Source organism: Mesorhizobium sp. M0195, assembly GCF_040322115.1.
In the GTDB taxonomy this organism is placed as follows: domain Bacteria; phylum Pseudomonadota; class Alphaproteobacteria; order Rhizobiales; family Rhizobiaceae; genus Mesorhizobium.
On sequence record NZ_JAMYSV010000002.1, the window covers coordinates 197856 to 219729 of the forward strand.

Annotated in this window: 21 protein-coding genes and 2 pseudogenes; 3 read left to right on the forward strand and 20 right to left on the reverse strand. The window is 60.3% G+C overall.

The genetic code is table 11. From position 1 onward, the window contains the following. Positions 1-26: 26 nt before the first annotated feature. The 5 genes and pseudogenes from NKJ12_RS05780 to NKJ12_RS05800 form a co-directional block, all read right to left on the reverse strand. Complete coding sequence (locus NKJ12_RS05780; protein ID WP_352701559.1) at positions 27-803, reverse strand: SDR family oxidoreductase; 777 nt, start codon at positions 801-803, stop codon at positions 27-29. 5 nt (positions 804-808) lie between these two features. After that, positions 809-1981, reverse strand: a complete 1173-nt coding sequence (gene dgoD, locus NKJ12_RS05785) for a galactonate dehydratase (protein ID WP_352505161.1) — start codon at positions 1979-1981, stop codon at positions 809-811. A gap of 181 nt (positions 1982-2162) precedes the next feature. Continuing rightward, positions 2163-3224: pseudogene (locus NKJ12_RS05790) on the reverse strand (alpha/beta fold hydrolase). Between the two features lie 337 nt (positions 3225-3561). Next, positions 3562-3891, reverse strand: a complete 330-nt coding sequence (locus NKJ12_RS05795; RefSeq protein WP_352701561.1) for a glutathione binding-like protein — start codon at positions 3889-3891, stop codon at positions 3562-3564. A gap of 27 nt (positions 3892-3918) precedes the next feature. Further along, the gene (locus NKJ12_RS05800; RefSeq protein ID WP_352701562.1) at positions 3919-4146 is read right to left on the reverse strand and encodes a thioredoxin domain-containing protein; all 228 of its coding nucleotides are present in this window, start codon (positions 4144-4146) and stop codon (positions 3919-3921) included. Between the two features lie 437 nt (positions 4147-4583). On the opposite strand from NKJ12_RS05800, the gene petA reads away from it, so the two are divergent. The 3 genes from petA to NKJ12_RS05815 are packed head-to-tail and all read left to right on the forward strand — an operon-like array spanning position 4584 to position 7912. Beyond that, positions 4584-5060 carry a ubiquinol-cytochrome c reductase iron-sulfur subunit gene (gene petA, locus NKJ12_RS05805; RefSeq protein ID WP_352701563.1) on the forward strand — a complete coding sequence of 159 codons (477 nt, stop codon included), beginning with the start codon at positions 4584-4586 and terminating at the stop codon, positions 5058-5060. Positions 5061-5075: 15 nt separating this feature from the next. Further along, the gene (locus NKJ12_RS05810; RefSeq protein ID WP_352701564.1) at positions 5076-6371 is read left to right on the forward strand and encodes a cytochrome b; all 1296 of its coding nucleotides are present in this window, start codon (positions 5076-5078) and stop codon (positions 6369-6371) included. A gap of 23 nt (positions 6372-6394) precedes the next feature. Further along, positions 6395-7912, forward strand: a complete 1518-nt coding sequence (locus tag NKJ12_RS05815; protein WP_352701565.1) for a mechanosensitive ion channel family protein — start codon at positions 6395-6397, stop codon at positions 7910-7912. A 277-nt stretch (positions 7913-8189) separates the two neighbouring features. Here NKJ12_RS05815 and NKJ12_RS05820 read toward each other — a convergent pair whose 3' ends face one another. The 15 genes and pseudogenes from NKJ12_RS05820 to NKJ12_RS05890 form a co-directional block, all read right to left on the reverse strand. Further along, positions 8190-8621, reverse strand: a complete 432-nt coding sequence (locus NKJ12_RS05820) for a DUF1810 domain-containing protein (RefSeq protein WP_352701566.1) — start codon at positions 8619-8621, stop codon at positions 8190-8192. 42 nt (positions 8622-8663) lie between these two features. Further along, positions 8664-8945 carry a GNAT family N-acetyltransferase gene (locus NKJ12_RS05825; protein WP_254818510.1) on the reverse strand — a complete coding sequence of 94 codons (282 nt, stop codon included), beginning with the start codon at positions 8943-8945 and terminating at the stop codon, positions 8664-8666. Between the two features lie 54 nt (positions 8946-8999). Next, positions 9000-9734: a sensor histidine kinase gene (locus NKJ12_RS05830; protein WP_352701568.1), complete on the reverse strand. Its 735-nt coding sequence runs from the start codon at positions 9732-9734 to the stop codon at positions 9000-9002. A 127-nt stretch (positions 9735-9861) separates the two neighbouring features. Next, the gene (locus NKJ12_RS05835) at positions 9862-10299 is read right to left on the reverse strand and encodes a CBS domain-containing protein (RefSeq protein WP_352455793.1); all 438 of its coding nucleotides are present in this window, start codon (positions 10297-10299) and stop codon (positions 9862-9864) included. 137 nt (positions 10300-10436) lie between these two features. Then, the gene (locus tag NKJ12_RS05840; protein WP_254818507.1) at positions 10437-10958 is read right to left on the reverse strand and encodes a carboxymuconolactone decarboxylase family protein; all 522 of its coding nucleotides are present in this window, start codon (positions 10956-10958) and stop codon (positions 10437-10439) included. Between the two features lie 267 nt (positions 10959-11225). Next, entirely contained in the window at positions 11226-11873 is a 648-nt protein-coding gene (locus NKJ12_RS05845; RefSeq protein WP_352701569.1) for an HD domain-containing protein, read from the reverse strand. A 45-nt stretch (positions 11874-11918) separates the two neighbouring features. Continuing rightward, the gene (locus tag NKJ12_RS05850; protein WP_352476719.1) at positions 11919-12320 is read right to left on the reverse strand and encodes a cupin domain-containing protein; all 402 of its coding nucleotides are present in this window, start codon (positions 12318-12320) and stop codon (positions 11919-11921) included. Positions 12321-12362: 42 nt separating this feature from the next. After that, complete coding sequence (locus NKJ12_RS05855) at positions 12363-13121, reverse strand: SDR family oxidoreductase (protein WP_352701570.1); 759 nt, start codon at positions 13119-13121, stop codon at positions 12363-12365. A 65-nt stretch (positions 13122-13186) separates the two neighbouring features. Continuing rightward, positions 13187-13978: an alpha/beta fold hydrolase gene (locus NKJ12_RS05860; protein WP_352701572.1), complete on the reverse strand. Its 792-nt coding sequence runs from the start codon at positions 13976-13978 to the stop codon at positions 13187-13189. A gap of 459 nt (positions 13979-14437) precedes the next feature. Continuing rightward, complete coding sequence (locus tag NKJ12_RS05865) at positions 14438-15187, reverse strand: glucose 1-dehydrogenase (protein ID WP_352701573.1); 750 nt, start codon at positions 15185-15187, stop codon at positions 14438-14440. Positions 15188-15702: 515 nt separating this feature from the next. Further along, positions 15703-16684, reverse strand: a pseudogene (locus tag NKJ12_RS05870) (alpha/beta fold hydrolase). Between the two features lie 570 nt (positions 16685-17254). Beyond that, positions 17255-17938, reverse strand: coding sequence for a response regulator transcription factor (locus NKJ12_RS05875; RefSeq protein ID WP_254818664.1), 684 nt, complete (start codon positions 17936-17938; stop codon positions 17255-17257). Continuing rightward, complete coding sequence (locus NKJ12_RS05880) at positions 17928-18320, reverse strand: response regulator (protein ID WP_352701574.1); 393 nt, start codon at positions 18318-18320, stop codon at positions 17928-17930. The genes NKJ12_RS05875 and NKJ12_RS05880 overlap by 11 nt, the downstream gene beginning before the upstream one ends. 2 nt (positions 18321-18322) lie before the next feature. Then, positions 18323-18964, reverse strand: coding sequence for a response regulator transcription factor (locus tag NKJ12_RS05885; RefSeq protein ID WP_352505175.1), 642 nt, complete (start codon positions 18962-18964; stop codon positions 18323-18325). Further along, positions 18961-21798 carry a sensor histidine kinase gene (locus NKJ12_RS05890; protein WP_352505449.1) on the reverse strand — a complete coding sequence of 946 codons (2838 nt, stop codon included), beginning with the start codon at positions 21796-21798 and terminating at the stop codon, positions 18961-18963. The genes NKJ12_RS05885 and NKJ12_RS05890 overlap by 4 nt, the downstream gene beginning before the upstream one ends. Positions 21799-21874: the final 76 nt, after the last annotated feature.

Genomic DNA, 21874 nt, shown 5'->3' on the forward strand with positions numbered 1-21874 from the left:
CCTCCCTGAGAGCTCTTTGGTGATTGCTAGTCGTGGTAGAGAACCGAGCGCCCACCATCGATGGTGATCGTCTCGGCATTTATGAACGGCGCTTCGTCCGAAGCGAGGAAAACCGCCGTCATTGCAACCTCGTCCGGCCGGCCGATGCGCTTGGGCGGATGGAGGTCGTAGGCTCGCCGCTTCTCCTCGGCGGGGTTCGGGAACGTGTTCCAGTAGGCCTCCGCGATCGGCGTCTCGATATAGCCGGGCGCGATCGCGTTCACCCGGATTCCGCGTGCGGCGTATTCGATGGCCAGCGAACGGGTCAGGCCCAAAAGTGCATGCTTGGCGACCGGGTACGGGAACGTATGGGGAATGATCTGGAAGGCGTGACAGCTCGCTATGTTGACGATGGACCCCGAGCCCTTCGCCAACATCGTCGGCAAAACCGCCTTGGCGCAGAACCACGCGGCCTGGAGGTCGAGATTAAGGCAGCGCTCCCATTCCTCATCCGGCATCATCAATGGTTCGTAGAAGACGTTGGCACCGGCATTGTTGACCAGAATGTCGACGCCGCCATAGACCGTGATCGTCCGCGCGACCATGTTCGCGACCGCGGATGCGTCGGTGACGTCAGTCTCGACGAACAGAGCGTCCGCGCCTTGTGCCAGCAGTTCGTCGGCGATCGCTTTCCCGCTTGCCGCATTCAGTTCGGCAATAACGGTCTTTGCCCCATGCATCGCAAAGGCGCGGGCGGTGGCGGCACCAATGCCCTGGCCCGCTCCCGTGACGATTGCGATCTTTCCTTGCAGCCGGCCTGCCATCGCATTCACCAGTCGACCACGGTGCCGTCCGGCATGACGGCATTACGGGCATGCAGCACTTCCTGCTTGAAGGGGTGGCGCGCGATCACGTCCTCATTGACGGTAACGCCAAGGCCCGGCAGTTCGGGCAGATCCCAGCGACCTGGTTTACGCTGAATTGGCCAGGTGACGACGTCGTCGTACCAGGCGACGGCACCGGACATCTCCTCCTGAATGACAACGTTCGGCGTCGATATGCCGAAATGAAGAGCAGCCACACCGGCGATCGGACCAAGCGGGTTGTGCGGCGCAAGGCCGATGCCCGCGGTTTCCGCCATGGCCGCGATCTTCTTCGTCTCGAGCAGACCGCCAGTGTGGCAAATATCAGGCTGGGCAATGTTGAAGGCGCGGGCTGCGATCGAGTGCGTAAATTCGCGGCGCCCGATCAGCCGCTCGCCGGAAGCGATCGGCACGGCCGATCGCGCCGTGATATGCGCCAGTCCGGCAACATCTTCGGGTGGAACGGGTTCTTCCGCGAACATGATGCGGGCCGGCTCGATTGCCTTGAGGTAGTCCATCGCCGCGTTAACCGATGCAGGGCGTCCGTGGAAATCGACCATGATGTCGATATCCGGGCCTACCGCCTCGCGAAGTGAGCCAACCATGTTGGCAACGGAATCGACTGCCTTGGCGGGCGATACGTAGTGGGTGTAGGGAACGCAGACGACCTTGACCGCATCGTAGCCTGCTTGCGTCACGATGCGTCCGCGTTCCACGATGGCATCCGCGGATCCGGTCTCATAGACCGCCTTCATGTCCCCGAGGCCGAGATGCGTGTAGGTGCGCAGATAATCGCGGACCTGACCGCCCAGAAGGCGCCAGACGGGGACGCCCAATGACTTGCCCAAGATGTCCCAGAGCGCGATCTCGATGCCGCTGACGGCAGACATTCCCTCGACGCCAAGACGCCAAAAGCCGTGGCGCGTAAGTATCTGGTAGCACTGCTCCACGTTGCGCGGATCTTGCCCGACGAGCAGGGCCTCAAGATCCTGAAGCGCCCCAACGACGGCTCTGGTCTTCCATTCCAGTGTCGCCTCACCCCAGCCAAATAGCCCGGGCTCGTCGGTTTCGACGCGAACGAAGACCCAGTTGCGCATTTCCGCATTGCAGACGCGCGCCTTGATGGCCGTGATTTTCATCGGTCCTCCCAGACCTGCCGTCTTTTTTGAGGGCAATATGTATGATTTATTATAGATAATATGGACGAGTCAAGCGCAACGTCGCTGTGGACCAAGGCCACGCCTCGATGTTCAGCTCGCAACCATCATGTCCTCGCCGCCCATCCAACGCAGGCATCAGCAGCTCACTCAGCTTGCCTGATCAGTATTCGCCAACGTCGATGACAGCCTGGGCAAAGGCTTGCGGGGCTTCTTGAGGCAAGTTGTGGCCGATACCGCCGGTGATGATCCGGTGCGTGTATCTGTCCGAGAATTTCTTGGCGTAGGAACTGCTGTCCGAATGGGGTGCGCCATTGGCATCGCCCTCAGGGTAATGGTCGGCACTGTGATCACGGGAGCTTCGGCCAGCCGGTTTTCCAGAACGTCATACTCCGGCTCGCCATGTACCAGGCCGAGCCTCCAGCGGTAATTGTGTATGACGATGCTGACGTGATCCGGGTTATCCAGGGCTGCGGCGCTACGCTCGAAGATGTCATCGTCGAAATTCCACTGCGGCGAAGCGAGTTGCCAGATGGGTTTGGCGAAATCGCGCGTGTATTTCTCGTAGCCGGCGCGGCCGCGATCCGTGGCGAAGTAATGAAGTAATACTGATACTACCATTGGCGCTTTGTCTCCGGTGGCAGCGGCACCCTGCCGACCTGTTGATTTCCTATGAGATAGCCGCTCACCGAGACGGTCGCCTTGCAACGCTCAGGCCAGAGCGCGGCAACGACACTGGCCGTTCGAGCGCCCCAGTTGCAGCCGGCGATCGTGGCCTTTTCGATCCCCAGTGCATCCATCAGGGCGATCGCAGCCGCGGCGAGCGCCGACTGCTGGCCGTTGCGTATCGTGTCGTCCGACAGGAAGCGCGTAGTGCCGTAGCCGCGCAGGTAGGGCACAATCACGCGGTAACCCGTTGCGGCAAGCTGGGGAGCGACGTCGGTGTAGGTGTGAATGTCATAAGGCCAGCCATGAAGCAGGATCACTGGAGCACCTTCGGCAGGCCCCAGCTCCGCATATCCGACGCTCAGTTTTCCGGCATTGACCTGTCTGAGCGAGCCGAATGATTCCGGCCTGGCTTGCGTCGCGGACGCCCTCGCCTCAACCACCAAGTGGCTGCCGGCGCGCTCAAGCCGAGTTCGGTGGCGGCGAACGTCATTGCTGTCGCACCGACAATGCGCCGGCGGCGATGATCAACCGTGTCGGGGGCCTTACTCGCATTCATGATGAAGCCTCTATGACGACCAACGAGCGGGAACGACCAGACTCGCCCGCCTCATCGGCCGACAAGAAATATTGCGCTTATTTCGATGGTGACTGCCGCGAATCCAGTATTGCAACCACTCGGCCAGGGGGCAGTGCGGCGAGCTCTGACGGAATGTCCGTAAGGTCCAGCGTTTCCTCGATTTCCCTTCGGAGAAATTCGAGATGTAGGCCGTCCCCGCGCTTGGAAGCGGCAGGATGTAGCATCCGCAGAAACGGCAGCATGAGAATGACTCCTGATCTTCTGTTGGGGCGAGAGAATATGTTGCGTCTGATCTTATGCTCGGGCCACCCCGGCTTCAGACAAGGCCCTCACGATCCATTGCGACGCGCACAGCCGGTCGGGCAGCCATTCGGGCGCGGAGCGCTTGCAAAGGCACGGGAACAGGGACGTGGAAGCGGGCCGCCCAAAGCAGCATCACGAAAAGATAAAAATCCGCGACGCTGGGTTTGTCGCCGAACAGATAGTCGGTCTTGAGCCCGTCTGCGAAGAACTCGAGTTGGCTCGTAATCGTCGCGCTCGCCTTGGCCTTTTCAGCATCGCTGCTTTGGTGCCACATCGGCTTGAAGCTTCGATGTATTTCAGTCGAGACATAGGTCAGCGCTTCGAGAACGCGCGTACGGCCCAACGGCCCTTCCACTCCCAGTGCCGGATATCACGACGCGAGCCAATCGAGGACGGCGATGTTTTCCGTCAGCGTTTCGCCGCTATCCAGCACGAGGGCTGGAACATACCCCTTGCGCGTCACGGTGGTGAAATCATCCCCCGAGGCCGTCCGCTTGGTTTTGAGATTGACGGTTTCGCGCTCGAAGGATGCACCAGCCTCCTCCAGCGCGATGTGGTCCGCAAGGCTGCACGCGAGAGGGCTGTAGTAGAGTTTCACCGCTTTTCCCTTTTCTGAACCCGATTGAATCGCGCTAGTCGTCGTCGGGCGGAAAACCTGCCACGCGAGACAACCGCTCCAAGAACTCGCACTTGGCGGGGACGACGACTACGACACCGACAGCTAGACATGCCTATGCCGAGGTATGGTCGGGCTGAAGTTTGGGATCGCCGTGCGCAATGCCGGGGCATATCGGTTATCTGGAGGAATCCAGAACCTTCCATGATGGCATCATCGCCAGCCCGGCCAGTCCTTCGCTCAGGAAATCCTAAACGAAAGTATTGGACGCGCGTGCCGTTGGCACGATGGCTCACACCCGGCCACGGCCGGCATATTCGGCGCGGCATGAGCAGACTGGAAAGGCGAAAGCCGTGGCCTGCTTTTGCTCGATTGCCACCAACGCGATGACGCAGCTTCCAACAACAGGAGTCGCCATCATGGCCGACCTTTCCGAAACCTCCACAGCCGAGCACACATTGCGCGTCGAAGCGCCCGCCGCGATCGAGGTCGACGTCTCGTCGTTGACGCCAGGAATGTCGCTCGTCGTGAAGTGGCGCGGCAAGCCGGTGGTCGTGCGCAACCGCACCGAAAAAGAGATGAAGGACGCCGAGGCGGTCAATCTCGCCGAACTCAAGGATCCAATCGCCCGCAACGCCAACCTGCCGGCCGATGCGCCGGCAACCGACGCCAACCGAACTGTGCCGGGCAAGGAAGCCTGGATGGTGATGATCCAGGTCTGCACCCATCTCGGCTGCATCCCGCTCGGCCAGGAAGGCGATTTCGGCGGCTGGTTCTGCCCATGCCACGGTTCCGCATACGACACCGCCGGCCGCATCCGGAAGGGGCCGGCACCCGAGAACATGGCGGTACCGGTGTTCCAATTCGTTTCCGACACCAAGATCCGTATCGGCTGAGGCAGGGGCATTTCGATGAGCGGCGACAAATACTCGACCTATACGCCCAAAACGAGAATCGAACGTTGGCTCGATTCGCGCATGCCGCTGCCGCGGCTGGTCTATGACAGCTTCATCGTCTATCCCGTCCCGCGCAACTTGAACTACGCCTATACGTTCGGCGGCATCCTCACGATGATGCTGGTTTCACAGATCCTGACCGGTATCGTGCTGGCGATGCATTACGCTCCTGATACGGGGCTGGCCTTCAATTCGGTCGAGAAGATCATGCGCGACGTGAATTCGGGCTGGCTGCTGCGCTATCTCCATTCCAACGGCGCGTCGTTCTTCTTCATTGCCGTCTACATCCATATCTGCCGCGGGCTCTACTATGGTTCGTACAAGGCGCCGCGTGAACTGCTGTGGGTGCTCGGTTGCACCAACCTCCTGCTGATGATGGCGACGGCCTTCATGGGCTACGTGCTGCCTTGGGGACAGATGTCGTTCTGGGGCGCTACTGTCATCACCAACTTCTTCACGGCCATTCCGCTGGTTGGCGACTGGCTCCAGCAGCTTTTGCTCGGCGGCTTCGCGGTCGACAATCCGACGCTGAACCGCTTCTTTGCGCTGCATTACCTGCTGCCATTTGTGCTTGCGGGCGTGGTGACCTTGCATATCTGGGCGCTTCACGTCGTCGGCCAGAACAATCCGACCGGCATCGAGGTCAAATCGAAAACCGATGTCGTGGACTTCACGCCCTATGCGACCGTCAAAGATGCCTTCGGCATCCTCGTGTTCCTGTTCTTCTTCGCCTACTTCGTCTTCTACTTGCCGAACTATCTCGGCCATCCAGACAACAACAGCATCGCCAATCCGCTGAAGACGCCGGCCCACATCGTGCCGGAATGGTACTTCCTGCCGTTCTACGCGATCCTGCGGGCCATCACGTTCAATATCGGGCCGATCGATTCCAAGCTCGGCGGCGTGCTCGCGATGTTCGGCTCGATCGCGGTGCTGTTCCTTGTGCCGTGGCTCGACACCTCGAAAGTGCGCTCGGCGGTCTATCGCCCCTGGTACAGGGTGCTCTTCTGGCTATTCGTTGCCAATGCCCTCTTTCTCGGCTGGCTCGGCTCCCGGCCGGCGGAAGGCGCATACGTCGTCATGTCCCAACTGGCGACGCTTTACTATTTCGCGTTCTTCATCATCGCCATGCCGGTGCTCGGGCTGATCGAAAAGCCGCGACGGCTGCCGAATTCGATCACCGAAGCAGTGCTCGAAAAAGACAAGGCCAGCGGCAGAGGCCCGATCGCCGGGCCGGAGACCAAACATTGAACTGGGCATTGCGGTGATCGTTCATGAACTGGTGGAACTCTCCTCTGGTCTACATCGTGTTGCTCGGCCTCGCCGGGATCGTCGTTTGGTCTCTCATCCCCAGACGCTTCGCCAATGCGAAGCTGGTCGTCCAACTTGGCTTTTTCCTCGCGATGTCGGCCATGGTTCTCCACCTGCGCGTCGTGCCGTACGAGGCCGCAGGGAACAACGAAACAACCGGGGGAGCGATCCTCATCGGCTCGGTCAAGCTGCTCTGGTGGGTTCACCTTGCCTGGGCGCTGATCGGATTTGTCCGCATCTATCTCGTCTTTGAGCGAAAGCCGCGCGAGGCACGTCTCCTGCAGGACGTCGTGGTCGGAATCGTCTATGCTGGAATGTTCCTGTCGATCCTGGCGTTCGTCTTTGCAGTGCCGGTCGGAACGCTCATTGCCACGTCGGGCGTGTTTGCCGTCATGCTGGGACTGGCGCTCCAGAATACGCTTGGTGACGTATTTTCTGGGATCGCGCTTAACCTCGGCCGCCCTTACGTGCTTGGAAACTGGATCATTCTGGGCGACGGAACCGAAGGCCGCGTTGTCGAGACCAACTGGCGGTCGACTCAACTCCTTACCCCGACCCACAATGTCGTCGCGCTGCCAAACAGCCTTCTCGCCAAGATCGGGGTAACAAATTTAAGCGGTCCGGACGAGAGCCATGGACTTGCCGTCACCGTCAAGGTGGCGCCAACGAAGACGCCGGCGATCATCGTAGATCTCATGCGCACTGTCTTGCTGAGCTGCAATTCAATCCTCCAGGACCCTTCGCCTTCGGTTACCATCAGAAGCCTGGATGCTGCAGCTATCGAGATCGAGTTGTCGTTTCGCGTCGCAAGTATTGACCAGCGAAGTGCCGCTCGGAACGACATCTTCGATCTCATTTATCGCCATTCAAAGTCGACCGGCCTGCTGCTGGCGCAGCCACTTTCGGGCTCGATTGCCATAACCGACCGGCCGAGCGACGAGACGGCAGCCTCGCAAGGCTTCACCCCGATCGAGCTTATCAATTCCATACCGGTATTCTCGGCACTGACGGGTACCGAGCAGGAGTCGCTCGCCAAAGCGGCCTCGGTTCACACCTACCATAAGGGCGAGATCATCGCACGACAGGGAGAGATGCTGCCGTCGCTCATGATCGTACGGACGGGCGTCATCGTCCGGCAAATTGGCGAGGACGACGATCAACTGCAGGAGATCGGCCGGCTTGCACCTGGCGATTTCTTCGGCGAGACCGGCCTGCTCGCCGGCATTGGCGAGATGTCGAGTTTGCGGGCAATGACCCCTGTCACGGTTTACGAGATAGACCAGGAAAGCTTTGCACCGCTGCTGCACGACCGGCCCGAAATGGCCGAAGATCTTGCCGCGGTCCTGTCGATGAGGGTGTCGGCTTCTAATGAAAGCGGCATCGCGGGAGAGCATCACACGAGCTCCAAATTCGCCCTCCTCAAAGCCATTCAGACGGTCTTTCGAGCCGCTCCGTTCAAGCGCGTTCGAGCACCTGGCTGACAAAGCATGCAGAAGGACAGAGATCCATGACCATCCGCCAAAGCGATATCACAGGCATCGATCCAGCCGGCTATCCTTGATTTTGCGGACGGACTGAAGGTAGGGCGCGTATTGCCCTCCTCGAATCGCCTCATGATCGGGCCCTTCGTCCTGTTCGACCATTTCGGCCCCGCTATATTCGACGCAGGTCACGGTTTCGAAATGGCACCGCATGATAAGGCAGCGGATGGTGACCTCTGCGCCGCGACGGCTTTACGCCGCTGGCACGAGCAGACCACTACGACATCAAGTAGAGATCGTTCATCGTTTCCTCATCGAGCAAACCGTCGAACCAGACGTCGAAGCTTGTCTCGAGCAGGAACTCCTCGTTGCTTGCTTCGGAAAACAGCGTGAGGGACGCGTGCAACTTCTTCGCATCAACGTCACCGAAGACAGCGCGAGCGCTCAGGCCCGAGAGCCGTTGCAGGGTACCAACGCATTCCCGATAACGGCCTCCGAGGATCGGAAATGAGAGATAGGCGCTGGCTTCGTCGAGCGATGTGATTGCATATGGCTCAGGCGCTGCACCAGTTCGCCTTATGGCCAACCTTGGGAAGATGAACTCCATGTAGGGAGTGCACATCATCCCTCGACGTAGAATGGCCAGCGCGTCGTCGTAGACCGGATCCTGTGCGCTGACGAACCTCTGCAGATCATACTCGTCAGGCATTTGGATAGATCCTTGGGAAACCCTCAACATTCGTCCCCATGACTAGCCGCAGACGACATCTGCATAGTCCGGGTGCTTGGCGAAAAAGCGGCTCATGAAGGGACATTTCAAGATCGCTTTACGGCCGGTTTTGCGGAGCAGTTCGAAGGTCCCTTGGGCCAATTGCGACGCGATCCCCTGTCCGGAAAATTCCGACGGGACTTCGGTGTGTATCAGCGCAACCTTCCCGCCCTCGAGCCGATAATAGGCCGCCGCAAACATATCGCCGGCGATCGGCAGCTCGAAACGGTGCTGTTGGACGTTTTCGACGACTTGTGCATCCATCTTTATCTCTCGACTGTATGTCACGTTTATCACCAGAGGCAGATTGGCGGGCCGCTATCGCATCGCAGGCAACCGCAGAGTGACGGTCGTGCCTACCCCAAGTGTGCTCTGAATATCGATGCTTCCGCCTGATTGCTCGGCAAAGTGCTTCACCATCGGCAATCCGACGCCGCCGAGGCCTTCGCGTTTGGTGGTGAAGAACGGATCGAAGGCGCAGACCATCGTCTCGCTGGTCATCCCGATACCGTTGTCCGCGACACGGATATCTACCTGACTGGCGGCGGAGTTTTCAGAGGCCAAGCCGGCATCGATCGAGATGAAACCGCCGTCAGGCATTGCATCGCGCGCGTTGAACAGAAGATTCAGAACCGCATTTTGCAATCCAAAGCGATCGCATCGCACCAAAGGCAGGTCGGACCCGACCCGAAGCTCAAGACCGAAATTGGCGTCCAAGGCGCTCCGTACGAGGGTCTCGATCTCAGCCAGGCAAGCACCTACGTTTGTGTATTCGATTTCCGCGTGGCTCTCTCGGGCGAGGCTGATGGTTTGCCGGACAAGGCCCCCGGCCCGTTCCAAAGCCGTTTTGGCGCCGGCTATTACAGGCCCGAGCGCCGGAGCCGCTTGGATGCTCGGATCGCGGGCCAGGTGGTTCAACGCCGACGAGGCGACCTGAATAAGATTGCCCAGGTCATGGACGATGCCGGTCGTCGACATTTGCACGGACATACCACTTCCAGGGCCATCGGGCGGGCCGTCGAAGACATCTTCTTTTATGTCCGGACGAAACATTTCATTCCCCGCTGGCTAAGTCGTCACCTATTTGCTTCAATACGCTATAAATTGCGACCTTTATTTTCTACTATATCTAAGAAGACGCCGATGCATACTTCCGTATATTCAATCGCGAGACCATGCTCTATTGGTAGCCGATCCCGCTGATGTAGTTGGCAAGCAGCCGTTCCTGCAGTTCCTCTTGTTTAAAGAGCGCCTTCATCGCATCACGGATATCTAGGACGCCTAGCGGTTTCGAGTCAGCCCCGAGCACCGGCACATTCTGCAGGCCTTGCGCGGCCATGGTCTGCCAGACTGAATGAAGATCATCATCGGGACCACAGGACACGATGGACCGGCTCATCAATGCCGCAATCGGCGCTTCTGTTGGCCCTGAATTGGCCAGATGGCGGACAAGGTCGGACTTGCTCAGCACGCCTGCCGCCTCCCCACTGCCGTGGCACACCACGACCAGGCCTATTGCGGGCCTGGAAAGTGAGAGTGCCGCACTGCGGAGTGGAGCGTCGACATCGACCACCATAAGACGGGCCGATATTACTGGATGCAGACTGTCAATGCGCATGACGCCCTCCTGAGAGCGCCTCGCGGCCGCGGCCGGGAGGCTGAGATCGGTTCCAGTGTTGGTCGCCGAGCTCGGCGACTTTGCCCGGCGGCTCAGAATGGCGCACAAACAAGCGCCATTCTGACCCATTCCAAAGATTAGCTCAGCGCTGCTTTGCTCAGGCCAAACTTCGCATCGCCCGAGCCCGGGACGGGTTTGAAGCCGATGTTCAGACGGTTCCAAGAGTTGACCGCCATGACAACGAAGGTCAGATCGGAGATTTCCTTCTCGGAAAGCTGCGACCTGACCCGATCGTAGATCTCGTCCGGGACACCCTGCTCGGGCAACTTCGTCAAGACTTCCGTCCATGCCAAGGCTGCACGCTCGCGAGGAACGAACAAGGTCGAATCCCGCCAGGCTGCCAGATGGTAAAGGCGCAGTTCGCGCTCGCCATGAATCTTCGCCTGTTTGACGTGCATATCGAGGCAGAAGGTGCACCCGTTCAGCTGCGCGGCCCGGACGGCAACAAGGTCGCGGATTGGCTCTTCGATCGACCCCTCTCGCGTCGCTCCAAGAAATTCGATAAATTTCTTCAGAAGTTCGGGCGACTGCTCGGCATAACTCGCGCGTTGGGCGGCGGCTTTTCCCTTCGGAGCGACCGGTGACGCTGCAATATTCATTACTTTATCTCCTTGAGGTGTTTGCAATCCATTGCCGCGTAAGGATGACCGGCGAGCCAAATTGTTGCTATCGCGCCCGATGATATGTACTGCCATTCATTAGGTCGGGGCGCCTAAACCGAAGTATAGGAGGTGGAAATTGGCACCTGACCGCGCCCCTCGGCAATTCGCTTTGGCGCAGGCATGCGACAGGCGCACAGCGTTTGGGTCACTTGAAGGGCGAGGCTGAACCGACCGGTGTCGATTGAACCTGGATCGAAACTGCGTTCACTCTTCGAAGGGAGCGTTCATCACAAGATCAACTGCCGAAGTCGCCTTGTAGCCTGAAACAAAGCGCTCGCCGAAGTCCCGGGCAAAGTTGTCGTAGGTGGTTTCCGGCCTGATCTCGGCGATATGACAAAAGCATCGCGTCATCCGCCGCTTCATCCCGAGGCGCGGAAATTCGCCAACGATCTTTGCAATCTCGGCTGACGAAACGAGGCTGTATTGCAAGCCGACGACATCGAGACAGATGCCGACTGTGCAAAGCGCCACCTCAGCCTCCTTGTAGAGGCCGATCGACGGCGTCGAGTTGAGGGCGACGCTGTCCCAAATCAATTGGGCGCGCCGCTCGTCGAAGCCGCCGTCCCGAACGAAGGTGCGGGCAAGATCGGCGCCTTCCACTTCGAAACGGCGCGGCCCGGCGAAGTCCTCATTGAGCGTGATGTCATGCAACAGGGTTGCAACGGCGACAACCTCCGCGTCGTGCTGGATATTCTGAATCTGTCCGATCCGGGCCGCGAAAAGCCAGGATCGGACAACGTGGTTGAACAAGTAGGGTTCACATCGCTGGCGGGCATGTTCGATCGCTCGGCCAACAAGCGGTGTATCGGGGACCGAAATCCCCGCAAGTGTGCGGCTGGCGATCGAATTCATGTCACTGACCGTCCTTTCGCATACGATGGTCCGGGGGCCACGATTTCATTTCGCGTTCGTCGTCAGTTCCGTCTCGCTGGTGTCGACGACGAAAATAGCAAGCAGACGAGCGCCTTCCGTCTTGCTGGCGTTTTCGCTGACGGCATGACGGTCGCCCGGGAATTCGGAGAAACTCTCGCCGGCGCGATAAGTCTTCACCGGCCCATCGTTGACCTGGCTTCGGATCGCCCCCTCCAGAACCGTGGCATAGATGAACGCGGATTTGGGATGGGTATGGGCCGGCGACGTACCCCCCGGCGCGTACTCGACGAGCACGGCCTTCATGCTCTTGCCGGGCACGTTTGGAAGGGCCTGGTCGTAGACAAGCTTCACGCTGGCGGCGTCATTGGCCATTGCTGCGGTGACGGAAGTGGCGGTGAGCGCGGCACAGAGAAGTGTTTTGATCATGTCTGGTCTCCTTGTTGTGAGAATGGCCTATCCGATGATTGCTTATTTCGGTGGCGTGTATCGGCTGAGCCAATCATCGAAACGCACGGCGCCGATGCGCGCATTCTCGCCGGGCACCAGCGTTCGGTCGTCGATTGCCACTTGGCCGTAGTAGAGCGCGCCGGGATCCGGGACGACTTTGCGCGGGTCGTTGGTCGCCTTCAGGAAGCGCTCGACAAGTTCGCTCATGCGAACACGCTCCGGGCCGGCAATTTCGATCATGCCGTTCAACGGCGCGGCAAGCGCGACGTCCGCCATCGCATCGGCAACATTATCAGCCGCCATGGGTTGGAAGTAGGCCGGCGACATATGAATGGTATCCCCGACGGCGCCCGTGTTTGCGATGGCGGCGGTGAATTCGAAGAACTGAGTGGCGTGAACAATGGTGTAAGGAATTCCGGATTCCCTGATCAGCTTTTCCTGAAGCAACTTGCCGCGGAAATAGCCCATGCCCTGTAGCCGGTCGGTACCGACGACCGACAGCGCCACGTGATGACGGACGCCGGCGGCCGTTTCGGCGGCAAAAAGATTACGCCCGGATGCCCCGAAGAACTCCAGGGCAGCCTTTTCCTCGAACGACGGCGAGTTCGCCAGGTCGACGACGACCTGCGCACCGGCAAGCGCGGCCGTCAGACCCTCTCCCGTAACGGTGTTGACGCCCGAATTCGGCGACGCCGCAAGCACGTCGTGTCCTTTATTTCGCAGCCTCTCCACGGTCTTTGAACCGATCAGCCCGGTTCCGCCGATGACGACGATCTTCATGTCTAGTCTCCTGGTGTTGCGTGTTTATTTTCGTTGCTCGATCGGATGCAGGCGCTTCCAGCCTGCTACTGACTGACCGATGCAGCAGCATCCTCGATGAGTGACGTGACCTCGTCGGGATGCGAAACCATGAGCGCGTGGGACGCACCCTCGATGACGACGGTCTTTACCGCGTGCGCACGCTTGGCCATGAAGCTCATGACGGCTGCCGGGACGTTGCGGTCATCCGAGCCGTAGATCATGTAGGACGGCAGCGTCTTCCATGAGGCGACGCCCGAGGTTTCAGCCAGAGCCGCCTGAGTAACGGGACGTTGAGTGGCAGCCATCAGCAAAGTCTGCTCTTGCGGAACGTCGGCGGCGAACTGGGCGCGGAACTTGGCCGGCTCGATGAAGAGGTCTTGCCCGCCGTCCGGCAACGCTACCGGAGCAAGCGCGCTCCCCAAGGTGCTGCCGGGAAACATGCTGGACAACGTAAGGCTCGATTCGCCGGTATCCGGCGCGAAACCCGCCACGTAGACCAACGCCTTTACATTGGGATTGCCATTGGCGGCCTCGGTGATGACAGGCCCGCCGTAGGAATGCCCCACCAGCACGACCGGCCCCGAAACCGACCGGACGATGGCTGAGACTGCTTTCGCATCGCTGGCAACGCCGCGGAGCGGATTAGCTGCGGCTATCGCTACATAACCGTCTTTGCTGAGCTTGGTGATGACTGCGTCCCAGCTCGACGATTCCGCGAAGGCGCCGTGCACCAGTACGATCGTCGGCTTGGGCTGAGAATTGGCGGCCTGCGCCATCCCGCCGCTCGACGCGGCCAGCGCTGTGGCGAGCGCCAGGGCTCGAGTTATGTTTCGCATTTGCTTTCTCCCGTGTGGCCTGTGGTGACCAATGCTCAGGAGAATGCGCCGACGCAGCCCGCCAACCTATTGTGCGGAAGGGTCTGTCATACAATGCCAAGGTGCAGGGTAGGTCACCGGGGAGATCAGGTGCCCTGCAGCATAATTGAGGTGTCTATGCCGGGTGTGCATTGTCGGCGGACGCCGGAACAGACACTGGGGGCGCGCGGCCGGAGAGCTGTGTTTGCAAGACGCCGCTGCCGCCGTGGCGAGACCTGGCGATCCGACTTCTCTTGCGCGTCGATCCCTGCAATGCCACTTGCTATTTACGTGGCTCAATTTGCGCCACGTCGACAAAACGTGTCGCCTCCGACCTATTTGGCGCGACTCGTGCGGCAGCTTCCCAAAAAATTTTCGTGAGGAAGACCGATTGCTCAGCCGATAACCGGCAGTCTATTGGCGCGATCTCGCTGTGATGGCTCAGAGCACGGCCATCCCGCCATCCACCCGCAGATTGATGCCCGTGACGAAACTGCTCGCGTCCGAGGCAAGGAACAGGGCGGCTTTTGCCAGCTCGTCCGGCTGCCCCATGCGGCCCAGGGGTATTGCCTCCGCCATCGCCTTTTCAAACAGCCCGCGCTGCTCAAACGGTATGCCTAGCTTATCGAGAATAGCCGTATCCACCGGACCTGGGCTGAGCACGTTGACCCGGATGCCGCGAGACTTCAGTTCGATCGCCCAAGCGCGCGCAAAGGCGTTTATGGCCGCCTTCGAGCCCGCGTAAACAGCATGACCGTCCAGAACCTTCTCGCTGGCGAGCGAGCCTGTGAGGATGATTGCGCCGCCGTTCCGCATGATCGGAATCAGCTTCTGGACGCCGAAGAAGACGCCTCGCGTGTTAACGGCAAATTGCGCATCATATTCTGCCTCGGAGACGTCGGCCGAGTGCGTGATGGTGTTTATGCCGGCGTTCGCCATATAGATGTCGAGCGCCCCGAACCTCTGGCGGACCTGCTGCGCTACCTCGTCATGGTGCGACACGTCGGCCACATTTCCCTGAATGCCCAGCGCGCCTGCCCCGATCTGTGCGACCGCTTCCTCGACCGCCTGCCGCCGGCGGCCGGTAATGACGACTTGCGCGCCCTCGGCCGCAAAGATTTTTGCAGCCGATAGTCCGATCCCGCTGTTTCCGCCGGTGACCACCGCGATCTTACCTGAGAGTGCGCCCATGTCGTTCCTGCCTTCGAAAAATTGTGCCGGTGCTGCTGCGATGGTCGCAACTGCTGGCCAAGAAAATTTCACGCCGAATTGAGACCGCCAAAATGAGCGGCAATCGCAAACGGCTACCGATTGATAAACTCCCGGCGATTAGCCAGTTTGACGTCCTCGAGAGCGCTTTGGCCTTCAAGGCGCGGCGGCGACCCCCGACAGCGCGACGTAGTGTCGAACGCCAGCGATCGCCTCCGCGCTGCACAGGCGCAGTTGCCCGAAATGGCAGCCCTGTCGCAGCATATGTTTGCCGCCTTTGCCAGCGCTCCAACTCGATGGCGCAGTGGTTCGGTTCCACAATCCGGGACATGAGCCGACAGACCGGCATTCAGGCCACCGCTCGGCTATGCGAGCGCACAAGGTTTGACCTAGCGCGCCACCTGAAATGCTGTTCAGGGCGCGCGAAATATTGCCAAAGGTGGTCATCGGCGGCTCCAAGGAAGTGCGGACAACATGCGGTCGTGTCTGAGGGCGTACTATCCTTTGATGAAGGCGAGCAGGTCAGCATTGACCTGATCCTGGTGCGTGGCCGTGATCCCGTGGGGCGCGCCGGGGTAGTAGATATCCTTTGCGCCTTTGATCAGTCGGGCCGACTTGACTGCCGAGTCCTTGACGGGGACGATCTGGTCGTCCTCGCCATGCAGGACCAGGGTTGGTACGTCGAACTTTTTGAGGTCCTCGGTAAAATCGGTCTCGGAGAACGCCTTGACGCTTTCGTACGCGTTGACGAGACCCGCCTGCATGCTCCAGAGCCAGAACTGATCCAGAGTCCCCTGGGAAACCTTAGCGCCCGGCCTGTTCGCGCCATAAAACAACGGTGCGAGGTCCCGGTAGTACTGCGAACGATCCTTGACGAGGCCAGCCCTTATGCCGTCGAATACCTCGATCGGCAGGCCTTCCGGATTGGCCGGCGTCTTCACCATGATCGGCGGAACAGCGGCGATAAGAACAGCCTTGGCCACCCGCTTCGTCCCGTGCCGTCCGATATAGCGAGCAACCTCGCCTCCTCCGGTGGAATGGCCGACCAGCGTGGCGTCCCGGAGATCCAGCGCCTCGATCACGGCTGCAAGATCGTCCGCATAGCCGTTCATGTCGTTGCCGGACGTCGCCTGGCTCGATCGGCCATGGCCGCGCCGGTCATGCGCAACGACGCGAAAGCCGTTATGGGCAAGAAAGAGCATCTGGCCGTCCCAGGCGTCGGAATTCAGCGGCCAGCCGTGCGAAAATGTGACGACAGGACCCTTGCCCCAATCCTTGTAGTAGATTTCGGTGCCGTCCTTGGTCGTGATGGTGCTCATCGTCTTGGTTCCTTTGATTGAGGGGGGAAGAGGAAAGCTTTTGTTTTCGGCTCGTTGCCGAAGCAGCGCGGGGCAGTCCGGCGGCTACCGTAGAGATCAGGCCTGCCAACAAGACATCGCGGCGAGATCCGCCGACGGAGAAAAGTCCGTCTTTGTTCATCATGTCCATCCATGTGCTTTGAACATCATGCTCACCATCACGACCGTCGAGTCGGCCTGTGCGGTCGCGTTCGGGGAGGAGCGAGCGAGGAGCGGTAGAAACGCGACGGTCGTGATGGCTTGCGAGGAACAGGATGCACCGATCCGGGCCGCGAACCTATTCTACGGAAGCATCTGTCATACGATGCCAAGGTGCAGGGCAGGCACGCCGAGGATAGGGGCGGGCCAAGGCAAGCTCTTATAGACAGACGTCAATTTAGGCTTGGGTAGCGGCGCGGGGACCGACGCGGCATGGCCGGCGTCAGTTGTTGTTGCATGGAATGTTGCGAGTTTGTCGGTCAGGCTGGGGCCGCCAGGGAGCGCCGCTCAATGGTAACCGATGTTGGCGCGGGCCTTGCCGCGAAACACCCAACAGGACCACCGATATACATCAGGATCACCCGCATCAGCACGAGCGTACCGACAGCAGGAAGGCCTGGGCGCGCAGAGGAAGCAATTTCCCGCAGCCTAAAGCAGCCGGGCGCGCCGGGCGATCCTATTGGATGGGGCATGGATCGGCTTGTGCCAAATTCTAGGCCTGGCGCATCGGCGCGGGCAGCGTTTCCCATGTCCTGATCAGCTCACCGATGGAAGCGGCCTCCATCTTGCGCATGACATTGCCGCGATGCAGCTTGACCGTCACTTCACTGATCCCGAGGTCGAAGGCGATCTGCTTGTTGAGGCGTCCGCGCGCCACTTCTCGCAGAACCTCGCGCTCGCGCGGCGTCAGCGTCTCGACCCGCTCTACATTGCGCTTGACGATCACCGCATCCGCCCGCCGCTTGGCGTCCACCGCAATGCCCGTGATCACGGCGTCAAGCAGCGTTTGATCCCGCACCGGCTTGGTGAGAAAGTCCACGGCGCCGGCCTTCATCGCTTGGACAGTCATCGGGATATCGCCATGCCCGGTCAGGAAGATGATGGGTTTGGGGTTGCCGTTTTTCGCAAGATGGTGCTGCAGATCGAGACCGCTCGTCCCTGGCATGCGCACGTCGAGGATCAAGCAGCCGGGACTTTCCAACACATCGGCGTCAAGCAATTCGCGGGTCGAGGTAAAGCTGACCGGCAGGAAACCCGCCGACAGGATCAATTCCGACAGCGCCTCCCGAACAGAGGCATCATCATCAACAATAATGACCAGCGGCTGCTCGGCTTCAGCCCTCCGCTGCTGTGATGACGGCGTCGATCTCCGTAATGGCAATTGGTCAACTGTCATGTTTAGGCTCCGTTTTTGGGTTGCGTAAAGCATCGCCGATCGCCGCAAGCAGGGCCTGGCCATCGAAGGGCTTGCAGAAAAGCCCGCCCCCAATGCCCTTGGCGCGGTGCTGATCCACTATCTCGTGGCGACCGGTGATCAGGAACACAGGCAGGTCCGGACGCGCCTTCTTGACCAGGTCACGAAGTTCAAAGCCGTCCATGCCGGGCATCCCGATGTCGGTGATGAGCATGTCCAATCCAGACAGGCCGCTGACCAGCAATGCCCCCGGCGACGAGAAGCTGCGGGCCACATAGCCGGCGGACTCCAAGAGGTCCTCCAGCGACTCGAGCAGTCTTGGGTCATCGTCGACAATCGCAACGACAGGCCTCCGCTTGCTCACCCTCAGCTCCCCCCTGCCCGGCGCGAGTGCGTGATCGGTATTCCCAATCGCTCGGCGATGCGCACTAGGTCGGCGAGCGACGCCGCGATCATCTTCTGCATGACGTTCCTTCTATGAATTTCCAGCGTAACTTCGCTGATCCCTAGTTCAGCGGCGGCCTGCTTGTTGAGCAGGCCGCTGACCACCAGCGGCAGCACCTCACGTTCGCGCGGCGTCAGCTCAAGATAACGTTGCTTCAACACGCCCAGCTCGGCGCGCTCCGATCGCTGTACCCGATCCTGGGCAATCGCCGCATGGATTGCGGCCATGAGGTCTGCATCGCTGAAGGGCTTGGTCAGGAAATCCACGGCGCCGTGCTTGATCGCACGCACCGAGGACGGGATATCGCCATGTCCTGTCAGGAAAACGATCGGCGGATGATCGCCCTCGGCAATCTGTCGCTGCAGATCGAGGCCGTTAATATCCGGCAACTCGATATCGAGGATGAGGCAGGCAGGGACGTCCGGCTTGTCAGCGCGGATATAATCGCCCGCCGATCCGAACGCTGTGGCACGCAGGCCATGTGCGGCCAGCAGTTCACTAAGCGCCTCCCGGATGCGTTCATCGTCATCTACGATAAAGACAATTTGGCCGTCCGTCGTCATGACGCCGCTTCCATTTCAACCGGCAACGTGAAGATAAACGTCGCTCCACGTGGTTCGTTCTTCTCGACCCATAGACGCCCGCTGTGCGACTCGATGATCGAACGGCAGATCGCCAGTCCCATGCCCATCCCTTGCTCTTTCGTGGTAAAGAACGGTTCGAATATCCGGTCGGGAAACTCGACGCCCCGGCCGCGATCTCTGACTTCGGCCTGGACAACATCCCCGATATGGCGCACGCGGATGCTGATAACTCCGTCATCCGCACCAGAGTCCATCGCCTCGATGCCGTTGCGAATGAGATTGACCAGAACCTGCTGGATCTGGACGCGATCGAGCGCGACTAGCGGAACGTCGCTTTCGACATCAACGCTGATGCGAACGCCCCGCCGCATCGCTTCCTCGGTCACGAGGTCGCGTGCCTCTGCGATGACACTGCTGAGCGCGGCATTGGTCCTCGTCTCGGTGGATTGCTTGAACAGCGCGCGGATGCGGCCGACGACGTCCGCCGCCGAATTGGCGTCCCGGATAATGCGCTCGGCCGTAATCTTCGCGCGTTCGACGTTCGGCGGGACGGCGCCCAGCCAACGGTGGCATGCATGGGAATTGGCGACGATCGCGGCCAGCGGCTGATTCACCTCGTGCGCGATCGAAGCGGAAAGCTCGGCGAGACTTGCAGCCTGAGTGGCTTGCGCGAGTTTGTCGGAGGCTTGTCGCAGCGCTTCCCGCGCGCGCACCTCTTCGTCGATGTCGAGGGAAACCCCGTACCATTGCACAACCGCCCCGTCTTCATCACGCCGCGGCTCGACCCTGCACTCCGCCCAGCGATAGCCGTCTGTTTCGCGCCAACGAAACCGCATCGCGGAACCGCCGCCTGTTTCGAAACAAGTCAGCAACGTGCGCAGCACCTCGGGAGCATCTTCGGGATGAACCAGTTCTTGCAGCAATTCCTCGATGCGCGGCTCTCCGAGTGTTTCGACATTGGCGATGACGGCGCGGAAATGGTCTTGGTATCGCTTGTTGAAGTAGACCGGCCCGCCGGTCGGCACCGCGCTCCAAATGCGGACCGGCACAGCGTCGATCATCTGCTGAAGCTGCAATTCGCTCCGCCGCAGCGCCTCTTCGGCTTGCATCTGATCGTCTATGTCGTGACAGAGGCCGTACCACTGCACGATCAGGCCAGCGTGATCGCGCATCGGCTCTGCCCGGCTCGACATCCAGTGATAGACGCCATCGGCGCGGCGCAGGCGATACCTCATGGAGAAGCGCTCGCCGGTAGCAAGGCAGTGACTGAGCGTGTCGCCGAATGCTGCTGCGTCGTCCGGATGGACGGTGGCCGCTATCATCGCCGCCAGCCGGCCGATGCCCTGTTTGTCCAAATCCGTTACGTCAAGGCCGAGAAAGTCGACCATTCGCTTGTTGAAAAAGGTCGGCTCGCCGTCCGGCGTCAGGCGCCAAACGTGGCTCGGAACCATGTCGACAAGCTGCGAGAGCTCCCGCTCCCGGTCGCGCAATGCCTCCTGCGCGCGCACCTCATCGTCGATGTCGATGCTGGCCGTGTACCATTGGACGATCGCTCCACTCTGGTTCCGCAGCGGCTCGGCGCGGCCCTCCCTCCAGCGGTAGACACCGTCAGCGCGACGCAGGCGATACCGTATGGGATAGGGTTCGCCGGTGGCGAGTGAGCGGCTGAGCCATTCTCTCATCCTGGGTCCATCGTCGGGATGGACGGCTGCCGCGACTACGGTCGCCAGGCGGCTCGTGCCCGGCTTGTCCCAGCCCGCGATGTCGTTGAGGCCGATATAGTCTGTCGTGCGCTTGCTGAAGAAGGTTGGTTCGCCGTTGGGCGCCATGCGGGCAATGTGAGCGGGGATCATTTCGACCAGCAACGAGAGTTCTCGCTCCCGCTCCCGCAAGGTCTCCACACTTTGGCGCAAAGTGAGCACCGCCGCCTGATGCTGCCTGGAAATGGCGGCCACGACGAGCGCCGAAAATGCAGAGATGCCCAGAAAAAGCTGCAGCATGATCTGGTTGTGCTTCTGGGACTCGGGATCGCCGGCAAATTGGCTGGCGCCGGATATCGTGAATACTGCCGTGATCAGAGCGAGAACGGTCAATGCTACGGCGGCGCCTCGGAACTCAAAGCGCACCGCGGCCCAAAGAAGAGGCGGCATGATGATGTAGGCGAACGGCAGATAGCCGCTCAAGGAAAGGGCGGCGATCCCAAGAAAGATCAGCCCTAGGACGCAAGCTTCCATCCACCGCGCTGCCGAGAGCTGCGCCTTGCCGCGCCAGTTCTGGAACACGACCAGCGCCAGTGGCGCTACGATCAGGACTCCTGTCGCGTCTCCGATCCACCACAGCGGCCAAGCCGTCGCAAAGCTTTGCGATTGTATGCCAAACCACGCAAGCGCCGCACTTCCGACCGTGGCGCTTGCAACCGGCGCAACTCCAGCGGCCAGTACGACGAACGCGAGGACGTCCCGCAACGTTTCCAGCCGAACTGGGCGCTTGCAGGTCTGGTTCACAAGCCATGCGCCGGTCACCGCTTCAAGAGCGTTGCCGGCAAAGATCAGGAAGGCCGCGGGCAGCGGAGTGTGGAACCACAAGAAGTTGCTGAACAGTTCTGCCACACAGGCCCCCAGCACCCACCACGGCCAGCTATACCTGGAGGCGAAGACAAGCGTAGCGATGAAAAGCCCGCTCGGAGGCCAAATGGAAATCCCTGTTCCAGGTATGATTGCGAGCGACTGGGCGAAGCCGCAGCCCAGGACATAGGCCGTAATAAAAAGCCCCAGATGCAAGAATTGAGGACGGTGCGACCAGACGCGCGACAACCTGCCTCTTTCAAGATCGCTGATCATGTTGCCGCGAATCAGGCCCGGTTCATTCGTCGCGAAAGGTCGGCCACTT

Excerpts from the sequence above, each read along its gene's own strand:
- NKJ12_RS05780 (WP_352701559.1), bottom strand. The coding sequence starts at position 803 with ATGGCAGGCCGGCTGCAAGGAAAGATCGCAATCGTCACGGGAGCGGGC.
- dgoD (WP_352505161.1), bottom strand. The coding sequence starts at position 1,981 with ATGAAAATCACGGCCATCAAGGCGCGCGTCTGCAATGCGGAAATGCGC.
- petA (WP_352701563.1), top strand. The coding sequence starts at position 4,584 with ATGGCCGACCTTTCCGAAACCTCCACAGCCGAGCACACATTGCGCGTC.
- NKJ12_RS05810 (WP_352701564.1), top strand. The coding sequence starts at position 5,076 with ATGAGCGGCGACAAATACTCGACCTATACGCCCAAAACGAGAATCGAA.
- NKJ12_RS05815 (WP_352701565.1), top strand. The coding sequence starts at position 6,395 with ATGAACTGGTGGAACTCTCCTCTGGTCTACATCGTGTTGCTCGGCCTC.
- NKJ12_RS05820 (WP_352701566.1), bottom strand. The coding sequence starts at position 8,621 with ATGCCTGACGAGTATGATCTGCAGAGGTTCGTCAGCGCACAGGATCCG.
- NKJ12_RS05825 (WP_254818510.1), bottom strand. The coding sequence starts at position 8,945 with ATGGATGCACAAGTCGTCGAAAACGTCCAACAGCACCGTTTCGAGCTG.
- NKJ12_RS05830 (WP_352701568.1), bottom strand. The coding sequence starts at position 9,734 with ATGTTTCGTCCGGACATAAAAGAAGATGTCTTCGACGGCCCGCCCGAT.
- NKJ12_RS05835 (WP_352455793.1), bottom strand. The coding sequence starts at position 10,299 with ATGCGCATTGACAGTCTGCATCCAGTAATATCGGCCCGTCTTATGGTG.
- NKJ12_RS05840 (WP_254818507.1), bottom strand. The coding sequence starts at position 10,958 with ATGAATATTGCAGCGTCACCGGTCGCTCCGAAGGGAAAAGCCGCCGCC.
- NKJ12_RS05845 (WP_352701569.1), bottom strand. The coding sequence starts at position 11,873 with ATGAATTCGATCGCCAGCCGCACACTTGCGGGGATTTCGGTCCCCGAT.
- NKJ12_RS05850 (WP_352476719.1), bottom strand. The coding sequence starts at position 12,320 with ATGATCAAAACACTTCTCTGTGCCGCGCTCACCGCCACTTCCGTCACC.
- NKJ12_RS05855 (WP_352701570.1), bottom strand. The coding sequence starts at position 13,121 with ATGAAGATCGTCGTCATCGGCGGAACCGGGCTGATCGGTTCAAAGACC.
- NKJ12_RS05860 (WP_352701572.1), bottom strand. The coding sequence starts at position 13,978 with ATGCGAAACATAACTCGAGCCCTGGCGCTCGCCACAGCGCTGGCCGCG.
- NKJ12_RS05865 (WP_352701573.1), bottom strand. The coding sequence starts at position 15,187 with ATGGGCGCACTCTCAGGTAAGATCGCGGTGGTCACCGGCGGAAACAGC.
- NKJ12_RS05875 (WP_254818664.1), bottom strand. The coding sequence starts at position 17,938 with ATGACAGTTGACCAATTGCCATTACGGAGATCGACGCCGTCATCACAG.
- NKJ12_RS05885 (WP_352505175.1), bottom strand. The coding sequence starts at position 18,964 with ATGACGACGGACGGCCAAATTGTCTTTATCGTAGATGACGATGAACGC.